At 69.4% G+C, this 24,321-nt stretch carries 27 protein-coding genes; 9 read left to right on the top strand and 18 right to left on the bottom strand.

Features of this window, described 5'->3' with window-relative positions; genetic code table 11:
• Positions 1-52: 52 nt before the first annotated feature.
• Positions 53-922 (bottom strand): fructosamine kinase family protein, encoded by an 870-nt coding sequence (locus tag AB0C19_RS08965; protein WP_357181695.1) that lies wholly within the window; start codon positions 920-922, stop codon positions 53-55.
• A 98-nt stretch (positions 923-1,020) separates the two neighbouring features.
• On the opposite strand from AB0C19_RS08965, the gene AB0C19_RS08970 reads away from it, so the two are divergent.
• Both AB0C19_RS08970 and AB0C19_RS08975 read left to right on the top strand, forming a co-directional pair.
• Positions 1,021-2,058 (top strand): serine hydrolase, encoded by a 1,038-nt coding sequence (locus AB0C19_RS08970; RefSeq protein WP_357181698.1) that lies wholly within the window; start codon positions 1,021-1,023, stop codon positions 2,056-2,058.
• 42 nt (positions 2,059-2,100) lie between these two features.
• Positions 2,101-3,501 carry a serine hydrolase domain-containing protein gene (locus AB0C19_RS08975; RefSeq protein ID WP_357181701.1) on the top strand — a complete coding sequence of 467 codons (1,401 nt, stop codon included), beginning with the start codon at positions 2,101-2,103 and terminating at the stop codon, positions 3,499-3,501.
• On the opposite strand, the gene AB0C19_RS08980 is transcribed toward AB0C19_RS08975, so the two are convergent.
• The 4 genes from AB0C19_RS08980 to AB0C19_RS08995 all read right to left on the bottom strand — a co-directional run bounded on the left by AB0C19_RS08980 (position 3,460) and on the right by AB0C19_RS08995 (position 7,458).
• Complete coding sequence (locus tag AB0C19_RS08980) at positions 3,460-4,314, bottom strand: DUF4253 domain-containing protein (protein WP_357181703.1); 855 nt, start codon at positions 4,312-4,314, stop codon at positions 3,460-3,462. The two genes, AB0C19_RS08975 and AB0C19_RS08980, sit on opposite strands and share 42 nt — an antisense overlap.
• A gap of 17 nt (positions 4,315-4,331) precedes the next feature.
• Positions 4,332-4,922, bottom strand: coding sequence for a DinB family protein (locus AB0C19_RS08985; protein WP_357181706.1), 591 nt, complete (start codon positions 4,920-4,922; stop codon positions 4,332-4,334).
• An 85-nt stretch (positions 4,923-5,007) separates the two neighbouring features.
• Complete coding sequence (locus AB0C19_RS08990; protein ID WP_357181709.1) at positions 5,008-6,216, bottom strand: cellulose binding domain-containing protein; 1,209 nt, start codon at positions 6,214-6,216, stop codon at positions 5,008-5,010.
• Positions 6,217-6,498: 282 nt separating this feature from the next.
• Complete coding sequence (locus tag AB0C19_RS08995) at positions 6,499-7,458, bottom strand: PaaX family transcriptional regulator C-terminal domain-containing protein (RefSeq protein ID WP_357181713.1); 960 nt, start codon at positions 7,456-7,458, stop codon at positions 6,499-6,501.
• 93 nt (positions 7,459-7,551) lie between these two features.
• Here AB0C19_RS08995 and AB0C19_RS09000 point away from each other — a divergent pair, with 93 nt between their 5' ends.
• Positions 7,552-8,049 carry a YcxB family protein gene (locus AB0C19_RS09000; RefSeq protein WP_357181716.1) on the top strand — a complete coding sequence of 166 codons (498 nt, stop codon included), beginning with the start codon at positions 7,552-7,554 and terminating at the stop codon, positions 8,047-8,049.
• A gap of 32 nt (positions 8,050-8,081) precedes the next feature.
• Here AB0C19_RS09000 and AB0C19_RS09005 read toward each other — a convergent pair whose 3' ends face one another.
• Positions 8,082-8,597 (bottom strand): GNAT family protein, encoded by a 516-nt coding sequence (locus tag AB0C19_RS09005; RefSeq protein WP_357181719.1) that lies wholly within the window; start codon positions 8,595-8,597, stop codon positions 8,082-8,084.
• 187 nt (positions 8,598-8,784) lie between these two features.
• Between AB0C19_RS09005 and AB0C19_RS09010 the strand changes: the two genes are divergently transcribed.
• On the top strand, positions 8,785-9,159 hold the full coding sequence (locus AB0C19_RS09010) for a cupin domain-containing protein (RefSeq protein WP_238686500.1): 375 nt from the start codon (positions 8,785-8,787) through the stop codon (positions 9,157-9,159).
• An 18-nt stretch (positions 9,160-9,177) separates the two neighbouring features.
• Here the strand turns inward: AB0C19_RS09010 and AB0C19_RS09015 are convergent, their stop codons facing one another.
• Both AB0C19_RS09015 and AB0C19_RS09020 read right to left on the bottom strand, forming a co-directional pair.
• On the bottom strand, positions 9,178-9,933 hold the full coding sequence (locus tag AB0C19_RS09015) for an MBL fold metallo-hydrolase (protein WP_357181724.1): 756 nt from the start codon (positions 9,931-9,933) through the stop codon (positions 9,178-9,180).
• Positions 9,930-10,586 carry a pyridoxamine 5'-phosphate oxidase family protein gene (locus AB0C19_RS09020; protein WP_357181727.1) on the bottom strand — a complete coding sequence of 219 codons (657 nt, stop codon included), beginning with the start codon at positions 10,584-10,586 and terminating at the stop codon, positions 9,930-9,932. The genes AB0C19_RS09015 and AB0C19_RS09020 overlap by 4 nt, the downstream gene beginning before the upstream one ends.
• A gap of 109 nt (positions 10,587-10,695) precedes the next feature.
• On the opposite strand from AB0C19_RS09020, the gene AB0C19_RS09025 reads away from it, so the two are divergent.
• The 3 genes from AB0C19_RS09025 to AB0C19_RS09035 are packed head-to-tail and all read left to right on the top strand — an operon-like array spanning position 10,696 to position 12,234.
• On the top strand, positions 10,696-11,223 hold the full coding sequence (locus AB0C19_RS09025) for a CGNR zinc finger domain-containing protein (protein ID WP_357181730.1): 528 nt from the start codon (positions 10,696-10,698) through the stop codon (positions 11,221-11,223).
• A gap of 57 nt (positions 11,224-11,280) precedes the next feature.
• The gene (locus tag AB0C19_RS09030) at positions 11,281-11,697 is read left to right on the top strand and encodes a VOC family protein (protein WP_357181733.1); all 417 of its coding nucleotides are present in this window, start codon (positions 11,281-11,283) and stop codon (positions 11,695-11,697) included.
• A 39-nt stretch (positions 11,698-11,736) separates the two neighbouring features.
• The gene (locus AB0C19_RS09035) at positions 11,737-12,234 is read left to right on the top strand and encodes an N-acetyltransferase (RefSeq protein ID WP_357181736.1); all 498 of its coding nucleotides are present in this window, start codon (positions 11,737-11,739) and stop codon (positions 12,232-12,234) included.
• A gap of 59 nt (positions 12,235-12,293) precedes the next feature.
• Here AB0C19_RS09035 and AB0C19_RS09040 read toward each other — a convergent pair whose 3' ends face one another.
• Together AB0C19_RS09040 and AB0C19_RS09045 are read right to left on the bottom strand one after the other, a co-directional pair.
• Positions 12,294-13,748, bottom strand: coding sequence for an alkaline phosphatase PhoX (locus tag AB0C19_RS09040; RefSeq protein WP_357181740.1), 1,455 nt, complete (start codon positions 13,746-13,748; stop codon positions 12,294-12,296).
• Between the two features lie 108 nt (positions 13,749-13,856).
• Complete coding sequence (locus tag AB0C19_RS09045; RefSeq protein WP_357181743.1) at positions 13,857-14,426, bottom strand: NmrA family NAD(P)-binding protein; 570 nt, start codon at positions 14,424-14,426, stop codon at positions 13,857-13,859.
• Positions 14,427-14,453: 27 nt separating this feature from the next.
• On the opposite strand from AB0C19_RS09045, the gene AB0C19_RS09050 reads away from it, so the two are divergent.
• Positions 14,454-14,885 (top strand): ATP-binding cassette domain-containing protein, encoded by a 432-nt coding sequence (locus tag AB0C19_RS09050; protein WP_357181746.1) that lies wholly within the window; start codon positions 14,454-14,456, stop codon positions 14,883-14,885.
• 7 nt (positions 14,886-14,892) lie between these two features.
• Here the strand turns inward: AB0C19_RS09050 and AB0C19_RS09055 are convergent, their stop codons facing one another.
• The 5 genes from AB0C19_RS09055 to AB0C19_RS09075 all read right to left on the bottom strand — a co-directional run bounded on the left by AB0C19_RS09055 (position 14,893) and on the right by AB0C19_RS09075 (position 19,528).
• Positions 14,893-15,846: a hypothetical protein gene (locus AB0C19_RS09055; RefSeq protein ID WP_357181748.1), complete on the bottom strand. Its 954-nt coding sequence runs from the start codon at positions 15,844-15,846 to the stop codon at positions 14,893-14,895.
• Between the two features lie 29 nt (positions 15,847-15,875).
• Positions 15,876-16,472, bottom strand: coding sequence for a VanZ family protein (locus tag AB0C19_RS09060; protein ID WP_357181751.1), 597 nt, complete (start codon positions 16,470-16,472; stop codon positions 15,876-15,878).
• A gap of 152 nt (positions 16,473-16,624) precedes the next feature.
• Positions 16,625-17,551: a hypothetical protein gene (locus AB0C19_RS09065; protein ID WP_357181754.1), complete on the bottom strand. Its 927-nt coding sequence runs from the start codon at positions 17,549-17,551 to the stop codon at positions 16,625-16,627.
• Positions 17,552-17,559: 8 nt separating this feature from the next.
• A complete protein-coding gene (locus AB0C19_RS09070; protein ID WP_357181757.1) occupies positions 17,560-17,907 on the bottom strand; it encodes a PadR family transcriptional regulator in 348 nt (115 codons plus the stop codon).
• A 145-nt stretch (positions 17,908-18,052) separates the two neighbouring features.
• Entirely contained in the window at positions 18,053-19,528 is a 1,476-nt protein-coding gene (locus tag AB0C19_RS09075; RefSeq protein ID WP_357181760.1) for an arabinofuranosidase catalytic domain-containing protein, read from the bottom strand.
• A 205-nt stretch (positions 19,529-19,733) separates the two neighbouring features.
• Between AB0C19_RS09075 and AB0C19_RS09080 the strand changes: the two genes are divergently transcribed.
• Complete coding sequence (locus AB0C19_RS09080) at positions 19,734-20,747, top strand: LacI family DNA-binding transcriptional regulator (RefSeq protein WP_357181762.1); 1,014 nt, start codon at positions 19,734-19,736, stop codon at positions 20,745-20,747.
• A 10-nt stretch (positions 20,748-20,757) separates the two neighbouring features.
• Here the strand turns inward: AB0C19_RS09080 and AB0C19_RS09085 are convergent, their stop codons facing one another.
• The 3 genes from AB0C19_RS09085 to AB0C19_RS09095 are packed head-to-tail and all read right to left on the bottom strand — an operon-like array spanning position 20,758 to position 24,187.
• Positions 20,758-22,470 carry a trehalase family glycosidase gene (locus AB0C19_RS09085; protein WP_357181766.1) on the bottom strand — a complete coding sequence of 571 codons (1,713 nt, stop codon included), beginning with the start codon at positions 22,468-22,470 and terminating at the stop codon, positions 20,758-20,760.
• Between the two features lie 56 nt (positions 22,471-22,526).
• Complete coding sequence (locus AB0C19_RS09090) at positions 22,527-23,351, bottom strand: carbohydrate ABC transporter permease (RefSeq protein ID WP_357181769.1); 825 nt, start codon at positions 23,349-23,351, stop codon at positions 22,527-22,529.
• Entirely contained in the window at positions 23,348-24,187 is an 840-nt protein-coding gene (locus AB0C19_RS09095) for a sugar ABC transporter permease (RefSeq protein WP_357181772.1), read from the bottom strand. Before AB0C19_RS09095 ends, AB0C19_RS09090 begins: the two co-directional genes overlap by 4 nt.
• Between the last annotated feature and the right edge of the window lie 134 nt (positions 24,188-24,321).

Below are 24,321 nucleotides of genomic sequence, written 5' to 3' on the forward strand. Positions count from 1 at the left end.
GACCGGATCGGCTGGCCGGGCCGATCGCCGCGGTCGACGGCCGGCCCTGTGGTCAGGATCGCGTCCGGAACGCGGCAAGGACGGCGCGGATCTGGTCGGCCGCGCCCCAGTCGTCGTCGAACTGGGCCAGCACGGCGAGGTGTTGTCGCAGCTGGATGACCGGCATCCGGGCCTCCCAGTCGGCGTCGAGCGAGGTCAGTTCGGCGTAGACCTCGAACATCCGTCGTGCCTCGGGCGGGGGCGAGGTGGACCACACGTGCGCGAGGTCGACCTCGGCCCACATGTACGACACGGCCGGGTCGATCAGCGCCGGCTCTCCTTCCGCGGTGGCCAGGACGTTCTGTGCCCACAGGTCGCCGTGCGTTAGACAGGCGGGACGCTCCGGCAACAGGTCGGGCAGGCGGTCGCAGAGCCGCTCCAACGCCGACCGGTCCTCCGCGTCGAGCGCCGCCTCGACGCGCGGCTCGTCGAGCCAACGCAGCAGCCGGTGCTCTGCGAAGAAGGCGAAGCCGTCGTCGTTCCACGTGTTGACCTGGCGGCGACGGCCCAACCAGTTGTCGTGGTGCCAGCCGAAACGGAGATGGGTAGTACTCAGGTGCAGGCGGGCGAGCAGGTGTGCGAACTGCTCCCAGAATGCCTCGCTGCGCGGCCTCTCACTCAACACCGACAACACCAGGACGTCCCGATCCGCCAGGATGACCTCGGGTGTCGCCACACCGCCCAACTCGCGCAGGGCGGCCAGCCCTTCGGCCTCGGCGACGAAGACGTCGTCGGCCGGCGGGTTGTCGAACGCCTTGACGAACACCGGCGGGGCGTCCCGGCGGGTGGCGATGCCCGCGAGCGCCGCGAGCCCGCCGGACACCGGCTGCACCGAGACGACCTCGCGCATACCGGCCAGGCGCAGACGCTCCAGCAGGGTCACCTGACGCTCCTCAGGGCCGGCGTACGAGGGTCGCCCGATCCTATGTGGTCGGTTACGGCTCGCCCTGCCGACGGCTGGGGTGATGGACACTGCTCGGCATGGGTGACATGTCGGTGGATCAGCAGCGGCTGGAGCGGACCGTCCAGGAGTTCGGTGCCCGGTGGACCAGAGACGCCGCCGACATCGAGACCTACCTCGCCGCACAGGTCTCCGACGCCAGCCACCGTGAGGTCGTCGGCCCGCTACGTGCCGCCAGTGGAGCCAGTGGTGTCGTCCGAGTCGGCGATCGGGAGGTCGCGGCCTGGGGCGACCCGGACGTCCCGGAGATGGCGTTCAGCGTCACCAAGTCGGTCGTGTCGGTGGTGGCCGGTCTCGCCTTCGACGACGGGCTGTTGGTGCCGGACCAACCGGTGCACCAGGTCGTCGACGTTCCCGAGTTCCGGGGGCCGCACAACGAGCAGATCACCTGGCGTCATCTGCTGCAGCAGTCGAGCCAGTGGGAGGGCGAGCTGTGGAGCAAGCCGACGGCCGTCGACGCGCAGAGCTTCCGCGAGCGGACCGAGGTGCACGGCACACCCCCGGGACAGGGGTGGGCGTACAACGACGTACGGATGAACCTGCTCGCGTACGCGCTGACGCTGCTGTTGCGCCGGTCGCTGCCGGAGGTGCTGCGGGAGCGGGTCATGGACCCGCTGGGTGCCTCCGACCGGTGGTCGTGGCACGGGTACCGGACGAGCGTCGTCGACCTGGACGGCCGCCGGGTCGAGGTGGTCTCCGGCGGCGCGCACTGGGGCGGGGGACTGATCGTCCCGGCCCGGGACCTGGCCCTGATCGGGCAGCTCTTCCTGGACCGGGGGACCCATGCCGGGACCCGGCTGCTCAGCGCCGAATGGGTCGACCAGTCCTGGGCTCCGTGCCAGGTGAAACGGGAGTACGGCTATCTGTGGTGGCTCAACGATGAACAGGTGCCGTGGCCCGGAGCCCCGACGACCGGCCGCAGCGCCCGGGGCAACGGCGGACGACACCTGCTGTGGGTCGACCCGGCCCGGGAACTCGTCCTCGCCTCCCACTGGACCGAAGAACCGCTCGATCTGATCCGCGAAGTCTCCCGCACCGTCACGAGCCCCACCGGTTGACGAGAGTTGATCCACCGGTAGCCGCGGTCGAGAATCGACGTCGTGGATTTGCCTCAGGACTGGGTCTCGCTGCTGGGCGAGCTCGACCGGCAGGTGTCGTCCGGGCGGCTTTCACCGGACACGGCGGCGTTGCCCGAGCTGATGAGTAGCTACGACGTGCCGGGGGTCAGCATCGCCGTCGGCCACGTGAGCGGGCAGGTGTGGGCGGCAGGGTTTGGCGTCACGGCGGTCGGGAGGTCGACTCCGGTGACCGCGAGCACCGCCTTCGCGGCCTGTTCGATCAGTAAGCACGTCGCGGCGTTCGGAGCGCTGCGACTGGTCCAGACCGGTGTCCTGGACCTCGACGCCGACATCGGCGAGTACCTCACCTCGTGGCACCTGCCCGGCCGTGAGGACCAGCAGGAGGTCACGGTACGACAGCTGCTGGCGCACACTGCCGGGCTGTCCGACACCTGGTACCGCGGCTACGCCACGGATCGCGCCCCATCGCTGTTGCAGGTCCTGCGAGGCAGCGGCGCGACGACCACTCCACCGGTTCGGCCGACAGTGTTACCGGGTAGCCGCTTCCGGTATTCGGGCAGCCACTACTCGGTGCTCCAGCAGCTGATGGCGGACACGACCGGAACTCCGTTCGAGGATCTCCTGCGAGATCTGGTGCTGGAACCGCTGGCCATGACCGACAGCAGCTTCGACCAGCAGTTTCCGCGCCAGCGACCGGATCAGGTGGCGCATGGCCACCACGGCGGGGGCACCAGGATTTCTGGCGGCTGGCGAACGCAACCGGAGCTGGCCGCGGCAGGACTGTGGAGCACCCCTACCGATCTGCTCCGGCTCGACCTCGAAATCGCCCGAGCCGTCTCGGGACGTTCGAAGCTGCTCGACAGCGATCTGGCCACCCAGATGTGCACACCGCAGATTCCGGGCGGCAGCTACGGGCTCGGTACCGAACTCGACGACAGCGCCGAGCGTCGGCGTTTCGGCCACACCGGGTTGAACGTCGGCTACACCTGCTTCTCCTACGTCTGGCCCGACAGCGGCGCGGCCGTCGCGGCGATGACCAACTCCGAGGATGGCTGGGAGCTGTTGGTCAGCGTTCGCGCCGCCGTGGACCGTCGGTACGCCACCACGAGGATCACCCCCGCGCCGCCTGCCGACGTGACGGGCCGCTACGTCCTGCGCGACGACTACCCGATCGACATCGCCCTCACCGACGGCCAACTGACCTTCGCCGCCTCGACCCAGCAACCGGTTGTCCTGCTGGCGGAGCCGGACGGTAGCTACCGACACCCGGACCTCGATCTGGAGATCCGGTTCGTCCGGAGCGATGATCAGCCCTTTGTCCTCGAACTACGTCAGGAAGGGGTCACACAGACCGCGAGGCCAGTAACCGAGCCACGTCCGTCAGGGCCGGTTGTGGACGAACCACGCGTCACCGGCCGGTAGGGCGACGGCGACCTCCCATTGACTCAGTTCGAGATCCGGGGCGAGCGCCTTGAGCTGTCCGGCGGCAACCCACGCCTCGTCACCCGGCGTCGGGCGACGACCCACCTGGAACTGGAGCATGGTGTCCCACGATGCGACCAGGCGGGCGTCCCACCGGTGCCGCCACTGCGCCAGCACCTCGGCGAGCTGCTGGCGCTCTTCCTCGGTGAGCGCACCGTAGAAGTCCACCCAGTACGTCGAGGCGCGGACATCGCTGGTGGGAAGCAACATGAGCAGGACGCTGTCCGGCGTGTACCAGTAGTCGGTCTGCGTCACGAGCCGCACGTTGCCGAGTACCTGGGCGTGCAGGTCGGCGTCGGCGAGCAGCCTGTCGTACAGCGCCCGCTCCAGCACCGGGAGTGGTGTCGGCAGCACCATGTCCGGCACCAGGGCGGTCAGGTCGATGCCGGTCGTGCCACGCGTGTAGAACTCGATCTCGTCCTCGTCGACCTGCTGGTCCTCGCTGTAGTGGCGGTAGGTCAGCCAGGGTTCGGAAGACGCCGCCGCCTCGACGAACGCGTGCAGCTCCGTCTCCGACGGACCCTGCTCGGGCTCGGACCGGATCGTCAGTGCGTCGTCGAAGTCGTCGGTGACCATGACGGGCCGGCGTCCGATGACCGGCACCAGCGCCTCGGCGGCCTGCCAGAACTCGTACAGACGGTCGGGGTCGACGCCGGCGACGAGGATGGTGCCCGACGGGCCGTGCCCGATCGGCAGGCCAGCCAGTGGCGTGCCCAGGAAGGCCGCTTCGATCTGCTCGAGGTCGTCTCGCACGCGGACAGCTTTGCCGATCATTCGAAGTGGTCGGCCAGCTTCGTCAGCTTGCTGACATACGCCGGCCAGTCGTAGTCGTCGGGGATGTTGCTGTTGGTCCGCCGGAGGCCGACCGCTGTGTCGTGCTGCTCGCGCATGATGTCGGCGTGACCGGCGTGCCGGGCCAGATCGCAGGTCACGTGGATGATGATCCGCTGTAGCGTCACGTCCTGCCGACCTGGCCGCCACCACGGCACCTGCCCCGGGGCGTCGAGTGGTAGCTCGTCGATCGTCTGGTCGGCGAACGCGCCGACCCGGCGGTACAGGTCGATCAGCCCGTCCTTCGTCTCGTCCTCACGGGCATACCAGTCTGCCTGCGGGTCCTCGTCGAACGCCGCCATGGGGACCAGCTCGTCGGGCGTCGGGAATTCGCGACCGAACGTGGGCCCGAAGTAGCCGGCTTCGACATTGAGGCAATGCTTGAGCGCACCCAGCAGGTTGTTGCCGGTTGCCGTGCGGGGCAGCCTGGCCTCCCGTCCGCTGAGTCCTTCGAGCTTCCAGATGAGGTCTTCGCGGTTCTCCCGGAGGTAGTTGTGCAGCGCGGCCTTCGCATCGCTCAGATCAGCCATGCGCGCCAGTCTTCCCTACCCGCCGTGCCTCGGCGGTCCGGTGCCCCGGCACCGGACCGCCGAACGACTCGATCTGCCCGGGGCGTCAGCTTCCGGTGCAACTCGCTGTGGTCCCGCTGCCGCTGCCAGTGCCCTGGAAGCCGAAACTGGTGGCCTGACCTGCGGCCAGTCGCCCGTTGTAGCTCTGGTTCGCGACAGTGATGGTCCCGCTGGTGCCGCTGCTGACCCCGTTCCAGAGCGAGCTGACCGATGCGCCGCTCGGCAGGGTGAGGGTCACCCGCCAGCCGGTCAGCGCGGTTGTTCCCGCGGTGACGCTGACGTTGGCGACGAATCCTCCGTTCCACTGGTCCTGGACGGCGTAGACAGCGGTGCAGCCGGGTGTGCCGGTCGGCGGCGGGGTGGTGGGCGGCGGCGTGGTCGGAGGCGGGGTGGTGGGAGGTGGCGTGCCGTCGTCGAGCGTCAGGTTCTTCTGCTGGACGCTCCACTGGCTGTGGCACAGACCGCAGTCGGCGCCGACGAAGGAGCGGCCGGCGGTGGCGTCGCCCTTCAGGCGCCATTTGAAGTAGAGAGTCGCCACCCGGCCGAACTCGCCGCCGTTGGCCTGGTCGTAGGTGCCGCCATGCCCGACATTCAGGTTGCCCATGAAGGCGGGCAGGCCGGCGGGCAGCTTGCCCCAGTCGTCGATGGCGTTCGGGTAGGCGATGTCGCTGGGCCCGCCGACGAAGTAGGCGATCGGCTTGGTCAGTCTCCTGAGCTGGTAGTCGTCGGCGTCGTTCAGCAGACCGCTGCTGAAGATGCCGGTCGTGGTGACGCGCGGGTCGTTAGAGACGGCGTACGCCTCCAGGCCTCCGCAGGAGAAGCCGGCGACGGCGACCTTGCTCGTGTCGATCTTGTTGTAGTACTTGCTGCCCTGCCGGGAGTTCTCCGCGACCGCCCAGTCGATGGACTGGGTGAGCATCTGGGAGGTGGTGGAGCCGGACCCGTTCGGGGCGCCGTTGGCGATGGCGAGGAAGCCGTGGGAGGCGATTTCGCGCAGGAAGTTGCCCTGGGATAGGCCGTTGGCCGAGCAGCCGCCGTTGCCCCACACGACGATGGGTAGGCGCTCGGACGGGAGGGTCTGCGGCCGGAAGATGGTGTGGTTGGCCAGGGTGGTCGAGGTTTCGTAGTCGGCGGGGTAGGGGCCGGAACCGCCGATGGCGGCGGACGCCGGTGTCCCGCCCAGCGCCATGATCACCGAGGTGACCGGGACGATGGCGGCCGCCAGCCCCGCGTAGATCTTTGCTCGCCTTCTCATTGAACCCTCCAGGAACGGTCACGGTGGCGCTCCCAGCGGCGGCGGGGGTGTCACTCGCGCCCCGACGAGAGTGGTCAGCGCTGGCCACGGGTCTGGTCGACGTGGGCGCGTCGCGGCCTGGGTGGCGGCCGTGCCCTCGGTCGCCACTGCCCGCTCATTCGGCGCCGGCGACCGCCCGGCCGCGGTCCCTACAGGCGCTCCGATGGGAGCTGTGTGCAGTTACTATCACTGTCGCAACGAAAAGTGTCAATGCATTGCTGGCTCTGACCGGCCGCGACGTCGTCAGCCGGCGAGTGGGCCGTTGCCGTGCTTTCCGCCGGTCGGCTCCGGCCGCGAGGGATCCCTCGACGCCTGGAAGTGGGTGATCCACGAGCCGGCATCCGACCAGTGCGGCGTCGCCACCTCGACCAGACGCGCCTGAGCGAGCGAGCCGAGCGTGGTGTGGATGTCCAGGAAGGTCTCCCTGGCCTCCTGGCGAGGCCAGGGCTCCGGCAGCAGGTGCGGGGGGAGATCCGGGTCGACGTCGGCGAACTTACGCCAGGAATCCATGGCGGAGGTCCGAGCCACCAGCGCCCGGGCCGGGTCCACCGCCCCGTTGCGCGCGGCCGCCCGCAGCTCGGCGTACTGCTCGATGAAGATCGAGTACGCGGAGGCGAGACTGGTCAGGTCGTACGCGGAGGCCGGCCCGTGTGGTCCTGCCTCCTCGTCGAACCGGGCGTGCAGGACCGACCACCGGGCACCCTCGACGTCGTGCAGGAGATCGCGCAGCGCCTCCCGCGCCGGCGCCGCGTCGGATCCCGGCCGGATCCACACACTGTCGTACAGGCCCACGAACCCCAGTGCGGTCAACGACCTGCGGAGCGCATGACGAGACGCCTGGCCGGCGTTCGGAACGGAGAAGGAGGCCAGCACCCATTCGCCGGTCCAGGGCGCCGGGTGGGAGCCGAAGTTCAGGAAGTGCCGCATCCGGGAGCGGTGCTTGGCGATCGCCTGCGGCGTGAGGTGGTAGACCGGCGACCGGCCCTTCCTTCGCGTCGCGATGAGACCACGCTTGACCAGCCGGGACAGCGCGGCACGGGCGCTGGACTCGCTGATCCCGAACTCGCGCAGAATGGCGATGACCGCCGTCGACGGCAGATCGGCGTCGGAGGAGTCGAGGTACTCGCCGAGCACTGTCGTCAGCAAATGCTGCGGGCTCGACCCCGCCTGGGCCCGGGGCACTCGGACGTCGTCGGCGTTCACCTCGTCAGACTGCCGCACAAGGATGCCCGCGGCTTGTCAGGTGGGGCGGGGCAAGGCGACTTCAGGGGCGGGTGGAGGCACTATCGTTCTGGCGTGCACATCCGTTTTGACGTCCCCGCCGATCCCGCCTACCCGAGCCGGGTGGCCGCTGCGCTCGGCAACGTCCGGCTCCGCAGATTCGGCTACATCGGAGCGGTCCTGACGGCGGTCGGGGTCATCGGTCTCGTCGTCTCGCGGGGTTTCGGGTGGGGCGAGCGGAGTTCACCGCTGTGGACCGCGCTGGTAGTGGCCGGCGTGCTGTCGATGCTGTACCGGCCGTGGGTGCTGGCTCGCGCCCGACGCCGTTCCGGCAGCTACGCCGTCGAGGGCGCCTACGACATCACCGATGACAACATCATGATGCGCAGCGGCTCGGAGTCCGGCGGCATCGCCTGGGACGGGGTTGCCCAGGTGCGGGACGCGGGAGACTTCTGGGTCGTGTACGTCGGCCGCATGCCGGCGACCGTGATCCCCCGCTGGCTGATGTCCGCCGAGGATGTCGAGACGTTGCGCGCCTACATGACCGATCGAGGGCTGCTGCCTCGTCGGTGACCTCGGCTGCCGCGGGCCGCCGCCGGATCGGACTACCGCGTCCGAGTCGGTCGCGAGGGGGCGCCGAGGAGTACCTCGTACCGGTAGAGATCGTCGTTGGTGCCGGTGTGCCGGAAGCCGGCACGTTCGAGGGTCCGCCGGGAGGCGACGTTGTCGCCGGTGGTCTCGGCGACAACGCAGGACAGCCCGTGCGCGGTCGCGAGGTCGAGCAGGGCGGCCAGTGCCTCCGCCGCGTAGCCGTTTCCCCGGGCTGACGCGGCGAGGCCGTAACCGACCTCGATGCGTCCGTCCTCCGGCTGGCCCTTGAAACCGATTCCTCCGATGGCTTTTCCGTCGGCGGTGCGGGTGATCCGGTAGTGCCCGAACGGACGTCGGTCGCCGTAGGCAGCGGTGGCGGCGAGAAAGCCCCGCACGCCGAGGACGTCGCCGTCGAAAGGGAAGTCCTCGGCCCAGTCGTCCCCGGCCCCGGCGCGCCGCCCGACGATGCGTTCCCCCTCTGCGGTGTCGATGGGGTGCAGGCGCAGTCGCGGCGTACGAAGCTCGGTCACGGGCAACAGCGAAGCAGTCCTCAGGGAACAGCACAAGCCGAATTACGCGCCCGGCACAGGCCCGCTTCGCGGAAGCGGACCTCCGTGTCGGCATCCCCGCCCCCGATCGTCTGTGACTCCCTATTCTCGACGGGGATGCACCAATCCGAGTAATGGCCGTCGGCCCGACGGCTAACAGGAGGCCGTCATGAGCACCAAGGATCGACCCGAGGGGATCAGCCCCACGGCGGTGGAGTCAGCACCAGGGCTGTGGCGGATCGATCTGCAACGGCACGACCTCAGCATCCCCGGGCGAGAGGTCATTCAGACGCGGGTGGAGTTCACCCCGGATTCGCCACCGTTCAAGCATTTCCACCCCGGCGAGGAAATCATCTGTGTTCTGCAGGGAACGCTCGAATATCGGCTGGAGGGGCAGCCACCCATTGTGTGCAATCCCGGCGACGCGCTCACGGTCCCGTACGGTGTGCACCACCAGGCCCGCAACGTCGGCGATGGTGTTGCTGTCGAACTGGCCACGTACGTCGTCGAGAAGGGGAAACCACTTCTCACCAAGGTGGAGTGAGATATCCGCAGGCCGTGGTCAGACGGTGGCTGAGTCGCCGGGTCGCAGGTCGACGAGCACGTCCGTCAGGCCCGCGGCCTCGAAGGCCCGCACGACGTCGTCGGCGCCCTGGGTGTAGTGCCCCCAGCCGTCCTGATGGACCGGGATGACCGCCCGGACGCCGAGCACTGTCGCCGCTCGGGCCGCCAGTTCCGCGGTCAGGGTGAGGAACGCCTCGCCGCGGGCCACGATCTGGGCCGCGCCGAGGTTGAGGATCGCGATCTCTATCGCCGGAAACTGCTCCGCGACGACCGCCACCACATCCAGCGAGGCGTTGTCGCCGCTGACATAGACGGTCGGCCAACCGGCCGCCTCCAACACGAACCCGATCACCGGGCCGTTGACCACGCCGATCTCCGGAGAACCGTGCAGCGCCGGAACCGCTGTGACGCGCACGTCGCCGACCTCGGCGTACTCGAAGGGCCGCAGGCCGGTCGCCAGTGGCCCGAGATTCGGCGCCCCCGCCGTGGTGGTGAACACCCGTCGGGCCCGGCGGGCGTACTCCCGCCCGGAGATGTCGAGGTTGTCGATGTGGTGTTCGTGCGACACGAGCACCACGTCGACCGGGTCGAGGTCCGTGGGCGCCGCGCTCGGGCCGGCGAACTTGGTGGCCGTGACCGGCCCGTTCTGGTACGTCCGCGGATCGTCGAAGGTCGGATCCAGCACGACGCGTTGGCCCGCGTAGTCGAGGACGGCAGTGGGGCCGCCGACGGTGCGTACGGTCAGCTTGTTCATGGTGTTCTCCCTGGTTGTTGACGCGCCTGCTCGCGCAGGGCCTGGTTCTCGGCGCGCAGGCGAGCGAGTTCGTCGCGTACCGGCGCGAGCGCGTCGGAGAGTTCCGCCTCGGTGAAGCGGGGCGTGATGTGTTGGGGGCAGTTCCAGTCGTAGCCCTGCACCTTGACGGTGATCAACCGTTCGACCCGGCCCGCTGGTCCGGGCGCGCTCAGCCTTGCCAGCAGCCCCTCGAACCCGCTGTCCCGCGCGTCGGTGACGTGCGCCGTGCCGATGATTTTGAGCCGGCGCTGGTGGGCGTAGTCCATGAGCAGCAGCGAGACCCGCGGTGACGTGGCGAGGTTGCCGACCGACAGGTACTGCCGATTGCCGCGCAGGTCGGCCCAGCCGAGGACGCTGTGCCCGTCGACGGGGTCGAGGACGTGCAGGAAGCCGGGTGGGCCGCCGCGGTGCTGTAGGTACGGCCAACCGTTCTCGCCGACAGTGCCGAGGTAGAAGCTGTCGCGTTCGGTGATGAAAGCCGCCTCTTCGTCACTGAATGTCGCATCCGTGTCCCAGTTGGCGGTCATGCGCTGGATGGCGGGCCGGCTGCCGTAGCGCTGTTGCGCGGCGACCACCGACGCGGTGGTCAGTTCCTGCAGGTAGCGGTGTGGCATGACGAGTACCTTCCAGGGGTCACCTAACCATCGTTACGACTTTTACCGGTAAGAAGATACGTCGCGACGACTAACCTGTCAAACGGCGGACGATGGTAAGGTTGGCGGCATGACACGTCGGCCACTGGTGGGCGAACCCCTCGCGCTGGACCTGGTCAACACCCAGTGGGTCGAGCGGGGCAGCCTGGTCGACCTCTTCGACGAGCCGGACGGGCTGCGGGGATGGCTCGCCGAACACCATCTGGAGGGTGACCCCGCAGCGGTGGAGACACCGTTGCGGGAGACGCGTTCGGCGCTGCGCCGCGTCCTCGAACAGCCCGACGAGGCCGCCGAACAGGGGGTCAACGCGATCCTCGCCCGTGGTGCCTCGCGCCACACGCTTCGTGCGGGTGCCGTGCATGAGCAGCCTGACGTCGACGCGGGCTGGCTACCCTCCTGGCGAGCGGCCATCAACTACCTGGACCTGCTACGCCAGCAGCCCAACCGCATCCGACGCTGCGGTAACCCGGCCTGTGTCCTGCACTTCTACGACACGTCGCGCAACGGCACCCGACGCTGGTGCTCGATGGACGGCTGCGGCGCTCGCGCCAAGGCCGCCCGCCACTACCAACGCCAGCGCGTCACCCCTACCGCCTAGCGTCAGGAGCAGGGGTACGGAAAACAGCGGCGGCGGCGCGACTCATAAGGTGAACGGATGTCGGTCAAGCAGGTCCAAGTGACTTTCGACTGCGCCGAGCCTGTGCGCGTCGGTCGTTTCTGGTGTGAGGTGTTGGGGTACGTCCCGCCGCCGCCCCCGGAGGGGTTAGCCACCTGGGACGACGTCAATTTCGAGCAGGGTTCGTGGTTCGCGTGCAGTGACCCGTCGGGGGTGGGCCCGCGGCTGTACTTCCAGCGGGTGCCCGAGGGCAAGGTCGTCAAGAACCGGGTGCACCTCGACGTGCGGGTCGGCACCGGGCTCGTGGGCGAAGAGCGCCTGGCCGTCCTCGAGGCCGAGTGCGCACGGCTGATCCCGCTCGGCGCGGTACGCGGGCAGTTGTTGCTCGCCGACGGCGAGAACGAGTCGTGCCTCAACATGCAGGACGTCGAGGGCAACGAGTTCTGTCTCGACTAGGCTGCCGGGCTCCTGCCGGGGGCGCTAGCCTCGGCCCTCATGACCTGGCTGCCCGAGGAGTTCGTCCACCCCGTCCACGTGCCGGTGCCTGATACCGCGTTGCACCTGCGGCCGATCCGCGAGGCGGACACCCCGCTCGACTACCCCGCCGTGATGGGATCCCGCGAACGCCTGTGGGAGATCTTCGGCCCGGCCTGGGCCTGGCCCAGCGAGACGATGACGTACGACGAGGACCGCGTCGACCTGCTGCGGCACGAGAAGGAGATAGCCGCGCACCAGTCGTTCAACTACGCGTTGCTGGACGAGGGGGAGACGGCGATCCTCGGCTGCGTCTACATCGACCCGCCGGAGCGCACCGGCTCCGACGGCGAGGTCTCCTGGTGGGTGGTGGACGACCTGGTGGGCAGCGAGGTGGAGGCTGCCGTCGACGCGCTGGTGCCGCAGTGGATCGCCGCGGACTGGCCGTTCCGCCAGCCCCGCTATCTGGGCCGCGACATCACTTGGCAGGACTGGCTGGCGTTGCCGCGCGTCTCCTGAGCGCGGCCGCGCCTGATGGGGGCCAGGCGAAATCGACTGGCCCCCACCTGCGGGCTCGCTCAGCCCAGGTACTTCTCCCACGGACCGGTGATGGCCAGGGTGAGGCCAGGGTCCTGCATGTTGACGAAGAGCACCTTGCCGTCCGCGCTGAAGGTCGGCCCGCAGAACTCCGAGTCGTTGAGCTGGTTGCGGGCGATCGCGTACGTCGGCCCGCCCGGGATGGTGCTGAGCACGTGCGAGGCTCCCGTGCCGTCCTCGGCGAGCACGAGGCTTCCCCACGGGGTGACCGTCACGTTGTCCGGGCCGTCGAAGGTGAGGTCGGTGTACTTGACCGGCGCACCCTCCTCCGAGGCGGTCTGGTGCGGGAAGTACGTCACCAGCTGGATGGTCTGGTTCTTGTAGTTGTAGAACCAGACCATTCCGTCGTGCGGCGCCGCGTCCGCCGGCAGGTCACCCTCGTCCCAGGCGTAGGAGTTGACCACGTACACGCCCTCGTCGGTGGCCCACACGCCCTCGAACTTGCGTCCGCGGGTGACCTGGCCGTCGGCGAACTGCTCGCGTACCGACTTGGTGCGCGCGTCGCGGTCCGGTACCTCGATCCAGCGGACCGGGAAGGGGCGGCCCAGCTGGGCGGAGGTCAGGTAGGCGACGTCCGGCAGCACCGAACCGTCATCCATGATGATCTGCATCGCGGCGAGAACGCCGGCGTTCGGCGCGAGGCGGGTGAGCACGCCCGGGCCCAGCTTGACGCCGTGTGGCGCCGTCCAGCGGTAGAAGAGACCGTTGGGCTCGTCGGCGTCCTCGGAGAGGTAGATCCGGGTGCGGTCCTTGTCGACGGCAAGGGCCTCGTGGGAGTAGCGGCCCAGGCACTTGATCGGCTTCGGGTCGGCGCTGCCGTCGGCCCACACCTCGAAGACGTAGCCGTGGTCCTTCTGGTAGACGCCGGACCGGCCGCCCTCTTCCCACGTGTCGCCGGCCCGGTCCTCGGTCTCCTCGCAGGTGAGCCAGGTGCCCCACTGGGTCGGCCCGCCGGCGCAGTTGGAGATGGTGCCGGAAAGTGCCACGAACTCACCCAGGTTGCGGCCGGCGAGGTCGGTCTTGATCACGGTGCAACCGCCGGCGTCGACGGCGCCCGCGTCGTAGACAGTTCCCTTGACGTGCGGCACGCCGAACTCGGCGCCCGGGTCGATCTCGTGGTTCTGGATCAAGGTGTACCGGCCGTGGCCGGCGTCGTAGACGGCCATGCCGTCATGGTCCGACGGGGTGGTGCCCTGGCCGCGGTCGAGCCGGGTGACGCCGGTACGGGTGACCACCGTGTAGCTGAAGCCCTTGGGCAGGGCCAGGATTCCCTTGGGGTCGTCCACGAGCGGCGGGAAGGGCACGTTACCGGGCTTCACCGGCGGGTGCGGCCGGGCCGGGCTGGCCTGGGCCAGGGACGGCAGGCCGCCCGCGACGGCAAGGCCGACGCCGGCGGCGGCGCCGCTGGCGAGGAAGGTACGACGAGAGGAAGGCACGTGGATCAACTCCTGGTCAAGACGTAGTGCGACGACTGGCAGCCAACTCCTTCGGGCGGACAGCGACACGTCACCAGTGGGATCGGGCGGTGACATCGGAGTTAAGAGTCAGGGTCGCGCACGCGTCGCTGGCAGCAGGGCGGGCCAGTCCTGGGTGATGGCCCAGTCCGCGAAGCTGTGCCAGCCGACCCCCGGGTAGTCGCGGCGCAGCGCGGCGACGTCGACGGTCAGGCCCACCGTGCTGAAGTAGTCGAACATGGCCGCCAGGTCGGTGGACCGCTGTCGAACCTGGGCCAGCGGCACCTGCGTGTGGGTGATCGGGCGGCCGATGGCGCCGGCGAGGATCTCGGCCAGCTGGGCGGGTGTGCGTTCGTCGGAGGCGATGTCGACGCGTCGGCCGGCGAACTCGCTCGAGCGTTGGAGGGCGAGCGTGGCGAAGGCGCCGATGTCGACAGCCGGGATGAGGGTGAGCGGCCGGTCGGCGGGCATCGGCCAGGCAAAGGTGCCCCTGCCCAGACCGTCGAGCGTCCAGCCACTGGCGTAATTGTCCATGAAGGCGGCCGGCGCGATGATCGTCCAGGGCACTGTCGAGGTGCGCAGGTGCCGCTCGACCAGGTGCTTGCTGTCGTAGTGCGGGATGCCGGTGCCGCGGTCGGCGTGCGCGACGGTGGTCAACACGAGGTGACAACCCTCCATGCTGCCGCCATGAGCAATTCGCACACGCCAGCTCAGGCCGAGCAGCCAGCGATCCACGTGCACGGCCTGGAGAAGTCGTTCAAGCAGCTGAAGGTGCTGCGCGGCGTCGACATCGACGTCGCGCGGGGCAGCATCTTCGCCCTGCTCGGCTCGAACGGTGCCGGCAAGACCACAGTGGTGAGGATCCTGGCCACGCTCCTCAGGGCCGACGACGCGCGTCTGGTGGAGGCGGCCGACATCTTGGCCAGCCTCCCCGAGCAGGCGTACCGCTCTGGCGAGATCGACCTGGGTGAGGTGGCGCAGGACGATCTACCGTTCGACCTTCTGGATGCGCTGGCCGTCGAGGCGGACCCGCGGGTGAAGCGACTACTGGGTCTGATGCGCGAGCGCGGCTGGGATGGTCTGGCGCGGCTGGAGCGGCTGGCAGAGCCGTCCACCTGATCGACTGTCAGCTCTGTTGGTAGTTCACCGCGGCGAACCCGCACGGCTGGTGCAGGTGCAGGTAGTAGGCGCCCTCGCCGAACTCGTCCAGGTCCGCGCCGCCGAGCAGACCCACGTAGTCCATCGGCTCCCCGCACCCGGGGCAGTCGGCGTGCTCGGCGTCCTGGATCCAGTCCGGTCGGCCGCCCAGCGTGGAACCGCCCTGGTGCCAGGCACTGGCCTGGTACGGGCTCGCCAGTGCCGGCCCCGCAACCGGGAGCAGTGTCGGCGGGTCCTCCGGCCCGGCATCGCCGCCCAGATAGCTCGGCCGGGTGTTGTCGGCGCACCAGCCGGTGGTGCCGGCCGGCGTGACCCGGCTGTACAACGTCGCGTAGCAGGCGCAGAAGTGGCAGGTCTCGATGACGAGGCGGCCGGACCAACCGGTGTGGGCGAGCGCGGCACCGACGGCGGGGTCGGAGGTGTCGAGGTCGGCGGCGACCCAGAGCGGCGACGCGCACCAGGGGCAGGCGGATCGGTCCGCCGGTGCGGGCGTGTCCCGCATGACCCACCGGTACGCGACGTCAGCGCACAGGCCCCGTCGGTTGCCGTCCGGGCCGATCGTCCAACCGCCCTCGGCCGCGTAGCTCAGCACCCCCACGTGCAGGTCGTCCGCGCCGGCCGGAGGGCGGGTCGACCAGCGACGCAGGGCGTCCTCGGCGAGCGGGTGAGCGCTGTGGGCCAGGATGAGGAGCAGATTGTTGAGTCGGTCCGGCGTCTGCCCGCCGTCGACCTGCTCGATGACCCGGCCGACCACGTCGGCGCCCGCCGACCGGTACAACGTCGCGGGCCACAGCAGGTCGAGGTCGAGCAGGGCCCCGTGGTACGGCGACAGCCTCTCCGGATCGGCAGCGGCGATCTCGCTCAACTCCTCGATCGCGTCGTCGTCCTCGTCCGCCGCTCTCCTGATCAATTCCTCGATCACGAGCGGATGGTAGCTCCCCCCTCCGACGCTCAGCGTCCCGCTGCCGGGGCCGGCTGAGGTCGACGATCAGTGGACCTGTCGGGTGTGTCGCGCCACCAGCGGCGGGATACCAGCGCCGCCAGCCCGGCGCCCGCGGCGTTGAGCAGGACGTCGTCTACCGACGACACCCGGTCCAGCCGCAGGACGTACTGGGCGGTCTCGACCAGGACCGAGCAGCCGGCCGCGAGGGCCAGGATCCGCGGCACCGATGCCAGCGCCGGGAACCGCAGCGGGGCGAAGAACCCCAGGGCCGCGAAGACCAGCAGGTTGCCGACGATCTGGAACGTCGCCGTCACCGGACCCCCATCGGAGAAGATCGTGAGCAGGTCGCGCAGCGGCACCAGTGTCACCCGGCCGGAGACGGCGCCGGCCTGCTCACCCGGCAACATGATCATCCAGACCCAGGGGACGGTGCCGTACACGATGCCGACGTCGGCCAGCGACGTCCGCCACGCCGACGTGGCGCCGACGGCACGTCGGCGGCGCGCCAGGGCCCACACCGCAAGGGCGGCCAACGGCAGGACGATCGCCGTGATGAGGACGACGCCGTTGAACGTACCGAGCCAGCCGTGCCAACCCTTGACCATGCGACCCCCGCTTTTCGCCCAGCCCCGAGAAACCTACCCGGCCCGGGCCGCGAGTGATCGCCTGTTCGTGACACCGCCGCGACCTGGCTACCGCAGCGGATCGTGTTCTGCTGCGGTAGCCACTCGTCTGACCGGAGCCGGTGTTCAGCGCGTCACGAGCTCATCGGTCGACGGGCGAGGTGGCCGATGCCCGTCATGGTGGCTGCGGCCACCGCGATGAGGACCGCCAGCGGTAGCGGCTGACCGTCGAAGTGCCGCATCGCCCCATTGACGAGCAGTGGGTCGGGGATGAGCCATCCGGCGAGGAAGCCGGTGAGTGCGACGCCGACGATGACGGCGGGCCGGTGACGGCGGACCGCGAATGCGGCGGCGACAGCGGCGGTGGTGGCGGCGAGGATCCCGATCACCGTCGGCACGGCGTCGACAACGTAGACGCCGTGGCGTCCCCATTCTCCGGTGCCTTTCCAGGCGAGGATCCCGAGCGGGACGAGGGCCCACCAGAACAGGCGCGGCCGGGGCGCGGTCCACCGCTCGCGGGCGGCGATCGCGAGCAGGACGAGGATAGAGACCGGTACGGCGTACGCGAAGAGCTGTTGGCCGAGGTTGGCGCCCATGCCGGCGCCGTTGAGCGTGTCGATGACGAACCAACCAACGGTGACCGTCAGGAACATCGCCTGCAGGGTGAGGGCGGTCCGGGTCGCGCCGCACAGCCAGGCGATCAGCGGTGCGAGGGGCAGCAGGCCGAGAGCGACCAACTCCGGCCAACTGGAGATGACGGCCGGCATGTCGGTGGCGAGGACGGCCCCGGTGAACAGGTCCAGTGTGTCACCGGCGGGCCGGGTGCCGGCGGCGACGAGCAGGGCACTGAGCCCGGTGGTGAGGGCCGCGGTGGTGACGGGCGTCGTGAGCCGCAGCCGGATCGCCAGGGCGATGATGTTCAGTGTCTCGTGCGGGCTCGGGTGTCGACGGCCGTCGTCGAGGTCCAGAAGCAGTCCAAGCAGTTCCTCACCGCGGGCTGTGCGATGCGTGGCCGGTAGCAGGCGCAGCAGACGTCGATAGCGTCGTTCCAGAGGGCTCATGTCCGGGCTCATCCGGTGGCCCCGAGACGCGGGGCGTTGCGGGCGGCACGCTTGTTGAGGCGCTCCTCGGCGAGCCGGACGGCGTCGGCCATCCGTCGGCTCTCGGCGCGGATGGCGTCTGCACCCGCGTCGGTCAGTCTGTAGAAACGGCGCAGCCGGCCCTTCTCCACCTCGTCGTGGTCGGGGGCGATGAACCCTTGGGTGACGAGGCGGTCGAGGGCACCGTAGAGGGTGCCGGCGCGTAACCGGATCCGGCCGTCGGTCATCTCGTCGACCTCCGTCACCACGGCGTAGCCGTGCCGGGGTTGGTCGGCGAGGGCGGAGAGGATCAGGAACGTCTGCTCACTGATGTCCATACACGATATATATCGCACCACGATATATAAAGCAACGACGTTGCGCGATGGAGCGGCAGGGCCGTCATCGGCGGAGTGGGGTCGCCGGTCGTGCCGCCCTCGCACGGCTCGCGAGGGTGGCACGACCGACCGATCTAGCGGTGGGTCAGCTGCGGGTGGACCACCGCTGGTTGGTGCCGCCGTTGCAGGCCCAGAGGATGAGCTTGGTGCCGTTCGCGGTGGCGGCAGCGTTGGCGTCGAGGCAGAGCCCGGACTGGACGCCGGTGATGGTGCCGTTGGAGTTGAGGTTCCACTGTTGGTTGGTGCCGCTGTGGCAGTCCCAGATGATGGCCTGGGTGCCGTTGGCGGTGCCCTGGCCGGAGGCGTCGAGACACTTGTTGCCGTACACCTGGAGTTGTTTGCCGGCGGTGTAGGTCCAGCGCTGCGCGGTGTTGCCGACGCAGTCCCAGAGTTGGACCTGGGTGCCGTTGGTGGTGCTGCCGTTGGGCACGTCGATGCAGCGGCTGGACTGGGCGCCGACGACCTGGACGTTCTGTTGCGGGTTGCCGCCGCCGGCCGGGGCGTAGGCGGCGGCGTTGATGTTGGCCTGGACGGCGTTCTCGGTGGCCGCCGTCGGGTAGCCGGAGGTCAGCACGCCCTCGAAGAAGGTGCCGCGACCGGTGATGCTGTTGTCACCGCCGATGCCGAGCAGGATGGCGCCTTCCTTCTTCATCGGGTGATAGCCGTTGGGGCGTGGCCCGTCGAAGTAGGTCGTCAGGCTGCCCGACTGGGCGTTGCCGCCCCGGATCGCCCAGTGGTTCGGCTCGCCCTTGACCATGGCGGTGACGAACCGGTGGTTGATCGACGCGATGTTGTTGTAGCCCGCGTTGACGCCGGAGAACAGCCCCCACTCAAGGTCGGCCATGATCCACGGGCCGGCCCCCGCCCCGTAGCCCCACTGCTTGTTGGCGCCGAAGTAGACGGTCTCCATGATGGCGCGCTCGTCGGCGAGGTTGTTGGTCTGCGCATTGCCGTAGTCGAAGCAGCACCACTGGTTGTAGTGCGTGCCGTCGACGACCGCGTAGATGCCCTCGGGCTGGTCGCCGGTCGCGACACCGTTTGTGTTGTTGTTGCGGTAGCCGGTGCCGGGGGCGATGTAGACGCCGTACGCCTTCTGGCCGCCGACGGTGACCGGTGCCGCCTTCGCGTCGGCGAGATTGTCGAATCCGCCGGGGGCAGGGCCGACGAAGTAGCCGGGGGGCGCCTGGGTCAGACGGTTGTTGCGGCCGGACTGGTCGTAGATGATCGTGATGACGCAGTTGGTGTTGGCGCAGAACGTGTCCTGGGTGGCGGCGTTGGCGTAGCCGCCCTCGCTGAGCACGCCGACGTCGCGGGTGGTGTTGTCCGACGATCGTCGGACCTGGTAGAGCGGGCCGTTGTACGCGCCGTACAGCGCGCGGGTGGTGCTGTGCGCGGCCACGCACGGCGTGCCGCCGGAGGCGTAGATGTCACACGGACCCGTGCCGGCGGCGTGGGCGACGCCCGGCGCGTCCGAGACCACATAGGCGCCGGCGCCGACGACGAGGACGAACAGGGTCCCGACGGCGGCCATCAGGCGACCCAGTTTTCTCTTCACGTTCATCGGATCCTTTCGGGTGCGTGGCGGGAGTGGTGTGCGGTGCTGGAATTGACGTCACACGTCATACCTGTGACATTAATGGTCGTCCATCTATAAGCGCTAGTTGGCACGCGTTGGTCATCGATCGACGAGCCTGAGGACGGATATGCTGGTCGGCGGAGCACGGTGCGTCCCCGTATCGGGGCAAAAATCGATTCGAGGGCGATTGATGAACATCGGGGAGATCGCTCGCCGGGCGGGGGTGTCCCGCAGCACCGTTTCCTACGTGCTCAGCGGAAAACGCAGCGTGTCGGAGGCGACCCGGCAACGGATCCAGTCGGTCATCGACGAGTTGGACTACCGGCCGAACGCCAGCGCCCGTGCTCTCAAGGAGGGGCGCACCCGCACCCTCGGGCTGGTCATCCCGCCAGCGAGCCAGCGGTTGACCGACATGCAGCTGGGCTTCGTCGCCAGCGTCGTCGAGGCCGCGGCCCGCCACGACCTCGACGTGCTGCTGTCCCCCTCCGGTGGCGACCATGACCGGTCGTTCGAGCGGATCGTCACCGGGCGTCGGGTGGACGGCGTGGTCCTCATGGAGATCCGGCTGGCCGACGACCGGGTGACCCGACTGACCAAGGCCGGGCTGCCGTTCGTCACCATCGGCCGGACTGCCGAGCCGCACGGGATGAGCTGGATCGACATCGACTACGCCGGGCTGATCGCCCGGTGCGTGCAGCACCTGGCCGACCTGGGGCACCGGCACGTGGCACTCGTGAACCGGTCCGCCGAGTTGGTGGCCGCCGGGTACGGCCCCAGCCATCGCGCGCTGACCGGTTTTCGGGCAGCGGCGGTGGAGCGGGGGTTGACCGGCGTGGAGGTCTGCAGCGGCGACGACACCGCCTCCGGCGAGGCGTGTATGGAGCAACTGCTGGCGACGCATCCGGAGGTCACTGCGGTGGCCACCATCAACGAGGCCGCACTGCCCGGAATGCAGCGCGCGTTGACCGGCGCAGGGTTGTCAGTGCCACGCGACTTCTCCGTCACCGGAGTCGCCGCGCAGCACTGGGCGGAGGACTTCCGCCCGCCGCTGACCGCCGCCGACGTGCCGATGGTCGAGATGGGCGCCGAGGCGGTGTCGCTTCTTCTGGAGATCATCGCGGCACCCGATGCCGTGCCGCGACACCGCCTGTACAGCCCGCCCATCTCGTTGCGTTCCAGCACCGGCCCGGTCCGCGGCCGCTGATCCGACGGCGCTACCCGCCCCTGACCCGCCGTTCCTCCTGGGCGGCGGCGAGGATGAGGTAGCTGCTGGCGGTCCAGGTGTAGGCACGGTCCCGCAGCCCGGTGCCGGTCTCGGCGTCGAAGTTCTCCGCGAAGCCGGACTTCTCGCACAGCGCGAGGAACCGCCGACTGATGTCGTCGGCGATCCTGGTCTGCCCGGCCCGGCGCAGGCCGTCCTCGACCAGGACTGTGGAGGGCGCCCAGATCGGGCCACGCCAGTAGCCGTCGGCGAGGTAGTGCGCCGAGTCGGTCGGCTCGGTGGCCAGCCCGTGCGTGGTCAGGTGCGTTTCGACGCCGCGCGCCAGCGCAGCGGCGACCGGGGCGGGCAGGTCGGCCCCGAGTGCCACGGGCATCAGGTCGAGCAGGCTGCGGCTGGTGCGCCGCTGCCCGGTGTGGGGGTCCCGGGCGCAGAAGCGTTCGCCGTCCCACAGGTCGCGCAGCATCGCCCCGTGGATCCGGTCGGCCTCCTCCGACCAGCGGGTGGCGGGCTCACCCAGCTCGGTGGCGAGGTCGGCGAGGCAGCGGAGCTGCGAGACCAGGAACGCGGCGAGATCAGCCGTCTCGAGGACCCTGTTGTCGTCGAAGGTGGTGGCGTTGTCCCAGCCACTGTCGTTGCCGTGCTGGTAGTGCGGCAGGTCGTGGCCGGGGGCGCGTCGCGCGTCGAGCCAGAACCCGGTCCAGCGGGCGAGCCTGTCGTACGTCTGCGCCAGCGCCGCCCGGTCCGGCGGCTGGGGAAGGCGTCGGCGCAGGTGCCGGAGGGCCCAGCCATGGATGGGAGGCTTGACGTAGTTGTGCAGGACCTCCGAGTGGGTGACCGAGTCGGGGAGGGCGCCGGCCTCGTCCTGGTGGTCGAAGGGCAACTGGAACTGGTGCCAGGCCAACTCCGGCTCGCCGGCCGCCAGGGCGATCGCGTTGAAGCAGTGGTCCCAGCTCCACACCTTGTCCATCCAGTGCTTGGACATCAGGACGGCCGGCCGGGTGACGAAACCCGCCGGGGCGACAGTGGCCGACCACAGGACGTACGCGGCCAGCTCGGCGGCCGGGGTCTCGGGGCCGCGCCAGGGCGCTATCGCGTCGACGAACGCGGTGAACTCCGCGAAGCGATCGCGGCACAACTGCTCGAAGGTGACGGAACCGGCGTACGGGCGGCGGGCAGTGGCGTACTCCTCGACCGCGATCTCCCAGGGCTGGTCGCCGGGAAGGTCCAGGGATCTTTCGGCGCTGCCGAGCGCCTGCGCGCCGTCGGTCCGCGGCAGTGCGCCGGAGAGCACGGTGATCCGGTAGCGGCGACCGGTCTCGTACGAGGTGAACACGTGTGATCCGTCGACCGGGTCGGCGTACAGGTAGGTGCCGCTGAAGGGGGTGAGGGTGTGCGCGGCAGCGGCCACCCGCAGGCCGAGCCGGTGGCCCCGGATCCGCAGAGTGTCCGGCCCGTCGTAGACGGCTTCGATCCGGTCGGCCCCGTTGTGCCAGGTCAGCAACGCGGGCGTGGCAACGACAGTGGTGCCGGCGACGGTGGGGGTGAGCCGCAGCACGGGGTGCAGCCCGGTCTGGTGCGAGACCAGGTGCAGGTCGTCGGCATACGTCTTCTCGGCTACCACCGGGGAGATGTTGAACCAGGATCCGCGGTAGCTGAACGGGATGTCCTGGATGGAGAACTCCGGACCGGACGGGGCGACGGTCATGGGTGGCGAGTGCCTTTCTGTGGTGCGGGTGGTCGGTCCTCGACCGCCGCGGATGGTCAGTCCTTGACGGCGCCGGCGGTCACGCCCATCGAGACGTACCGCTGGGCCAGGATCAGCAGCACGGCGGCGGGGATCGAGGCGACGACGGCGGTGGCCATGATGGCGTTCCACTGCTGGTTGTTGTTGCCGATGTAGTGGTAGATGCCGAGGGTGATCGGCTGGTAGTCGCCGCCGCCGGCCAGGGTCGAGGCGAAGATGAAGTCCGACCAGGACCACAGGAACGCGAAGAGCGACACAGTGACGATCGAGTTGCGGCTGACCGGCAGCACTACCGACCAGAAGGCCCGCAGCCGACTGGCGCCGTCGACCACGGCGGCCTGGAGCAGCTCGTCGGGGATGCCGGACATGAACGCCGTGAAGATCAGGACAGCGAACGGCACCGCGAGGGTCGTGTCGGCCAGGATCAGGCCGGGCAGCGTGTTGAGGACGCCGAGGGTGAGGTAGATGGCGTAGAAGCCCATCGCCATGATGATTCCCGGGATCATCTGCGCGATCAGCAGCAGGAAACTCAGCGCCGGGCCGCCGGGTGGCCGGAGCTTCGCCAGCGCGTAACCGGCGGGGGCGGCCAGCGCCACGGTCAGCACCACGGTGCCGAGGCCGACCAGGAAGCTGGTGCCGAGGTAGGGCAGTTGCTGGTCGAGCACCGCCCGGTAGCCGTCCAGGGTGCCGTTGGTGGGGAACAGGTGCGGGGGACTGGCCCGCATGTCCTGGTCCCGGGTGAAGGACACATTGATCATCCAGTAGACGGGGAAGAGCATCAGCCCGGTCAGCACCAGGCCGACGCCGGTCTTCCACCAGGCCCGAGGCGTCGAGGTGGTCATCGCAGCTGTTGCCTCCGCTCGATCCGGATGTAGACGAGGCCGGCGATCAGAGCCAGCACGATGAGCAGGTTGCCGATGGCCGCGCCCGGGCCGAACTCGGGCAGCAGGTTGCCGAAGCCGAGCCGGTACGACCAGGTGGCAAGCGTTGCCGAGGAGCCGGTCGGGCCGCCCTTCGTCATGATCCAGATGATGTCGAAGACCTTCAGCGTGTAGATCAGCCCCAGCAGCAGCGTGATCAGGGAGACGGGACGCAGCAACGGAAAGGTGATTCCCCAGAACCGCTGCCACCCCGTCGCGCCGTCGAGTGCTGACGCCTCGTACATCTCGGTCGGGATCGCCTGTAGGCCGCTGTAGAGCACCACCAGGTTGAACGGGATGCCGATCCAGACGTTCGCGATGATCACCGAGGTGAGTGACCAGCCCGGTGAGGTGAGCCAGTTGACCGGGTCGATCCCGACGACGCCGAGCGCCGTGTTGACCAGCCCCGAGTCGCTGTTGAGCAGCCACGACCAGGTCGATGCCGAGACGATCAGCGGCAGCAGCCACGGTACGAGGATCAGTGCCCGCAGCGTGCGCGACAGGGGGAAGTGCTTGTAGAAGAAGAGGGCAAGGGCCATGCCGATGGTGAACTGGAAGGCGAGCGAGGCCACTGTGAAGACCACTGTGTGCGTCAGTGTCGGCCCGAATGCCGGGTCGGTCAGGACGGTCCGGTAGTTGTCGAGGCCGGCGAAGGGTGCTCCGCCCTGCACGAACGAGCGGACGGTGTACTCGCGCAGGCTCAACTCGACGTTGCGGTAGAGCGGGTAGGCGTAGAAGGCCGCCAGGTAGATGGTCACAGGTGCCAGGAAGCCCCAAGCCCACCATCGGCTGGGCCGGCGGGCACGGGACGGGGGAGGCCCGGGTGGGGCGGCGGTCGCCGCCCCACAGTGGTCTCGTACGGCGGTGTTGGTCTCTGTCGTGGAGGGCATGG

This window comes from Micromonospora sp. NPDC048842 (genome assembly GCF_040649935.1).
In the GTDB taxonomy this organism is placed as follows: domain Bacteria; phylum Actinomycetota; class Actinomycetes; order Mycobacteriales; family Micromonosporaceae; genus Micromonospora; species Micromonospora hortensis.

Bases quoted from the DNA above. Each gene is read 5' to 3' on its own strand.
- AB0C19_RS08970 (WP_357181698.1), top strand. From the start codon at position 1,021: ATGGGTGACATGTCGGTGGATCAGCAGCGGCTGGAGCGGACCGTCCAG.
- AB0C19_RS08985 (WP_357181706.1), bottom strand. From the start codon at position 4,922: ATGGCTGATCTGAGCGATGCGAAGGCCGCGCTGCACAACTACCTCCGG.
- AB0C19_RS08990 (WP_357181709.1), bottom strand. From the start codon at position 6,216: ATGAGAAGGCGAGCAAAGATCTACGCGGGGCTGGCGGCCGCCATCGTC.
- AB0C19_RS09010 (WP_238686500.1), top strand. From the start codon at position 8,785: ATGAGCACCAAGGATCGACCCGAGGGGATCAGCCCCACGGCGGTGGAG.
- AB0C19_RS09015 (WP_357181724.1), bottom strand. From the start codon at position 9,933: ATGAACAAGCTGACCGTACGCACCGTCGGCGGCCCCACTGCCGTCCTC.
- AB0C19_RS09020 (WP_357181727.1), bottom strand. From the start codon at position 10,586: ATGCCACACCGCTACCTGCAGGAACTGACCACCGCGTCGGTGGTCGCC.
- AB0C19_RS09025 (WP_357181730.1), top strand. From the start codon at position 10,696: ATGACACGTCGGCCACTGGTGGGCGAACCCCTCGCGCTGGACCTGGTC.
- AB0C19_RS09030 (WP_357181733.1), top strand. From the start codon at position 11,281: ATGTCGGTCAAGCAGGTCCAAGTGACTTTCGACTGCGCCGAGCCTGTG.
- AB0C19_RS09035 (WP_357181736.1), top strand. From the start codon at position 11,737: ATGACCTGGCTGCCCGAGGAGTTCGTCCACCCCGTCCACGTGCCGGTG.
- AB0C19_RS09050 (WP_357181746.1), top strand. From the start codon at position 14,454: ATGAGCAATTCGCACACGCCAGCTCAGGCCGAGCAGCCAGCGATCCAC.
- AB0C19_RS09060 (WP_357181751.1), bottom strand. From the start codon at position 16,472: ATGGTCAAGGGTTGGCACGGCTGGCTCGGTACGTTCAACGGCGTCGTC.
- AB0C19_RS09065 (WP_357181754.1), bottom strand. From the start codon at position 17,551: ATGAGCCCTCTGGAACGACGCTATCGACGTCTGCTGCGCCTGCTACCG.
- AB0C19_RS09070 (WP_357181757.1), bottom strand. From the start codon at position 17,907: ATGGACATCAGTGAGCAGACGTTCCTGATCCTCTCCGCCCTCGCCGAC.
- AB0C19_RS09075 (WP_357181760.1), bottom strand. From the start codon at position 19,528: ATGAACGTGAAGAGAAAACTGGGTCGCCTGATGGCCGCCGTCGGGACC.
- AB0C19_RS09080 (WP_357181762.1), top strand. From the start codon at position 19,734: ATGAACATCGGGGAGATCGCTCGCCGGGCGGGGGTGTCCCGCAGCACC.
- AB0C19_RS09085 (WP_357181766.1), bottom strand. From the start codon at position 22,470: ATGACCGTCGCCCCGTCCGGTCCGGAGTTCTCCATCCAGGACATCCCG.
- AB0C19_RS09090 (WP_357181769.1), bottom strand. From the start codon at position 23,351: ATGACCACCTCGACGCCTCGGGCCTGGTGGAAGACCGGCGTCGGCCTG.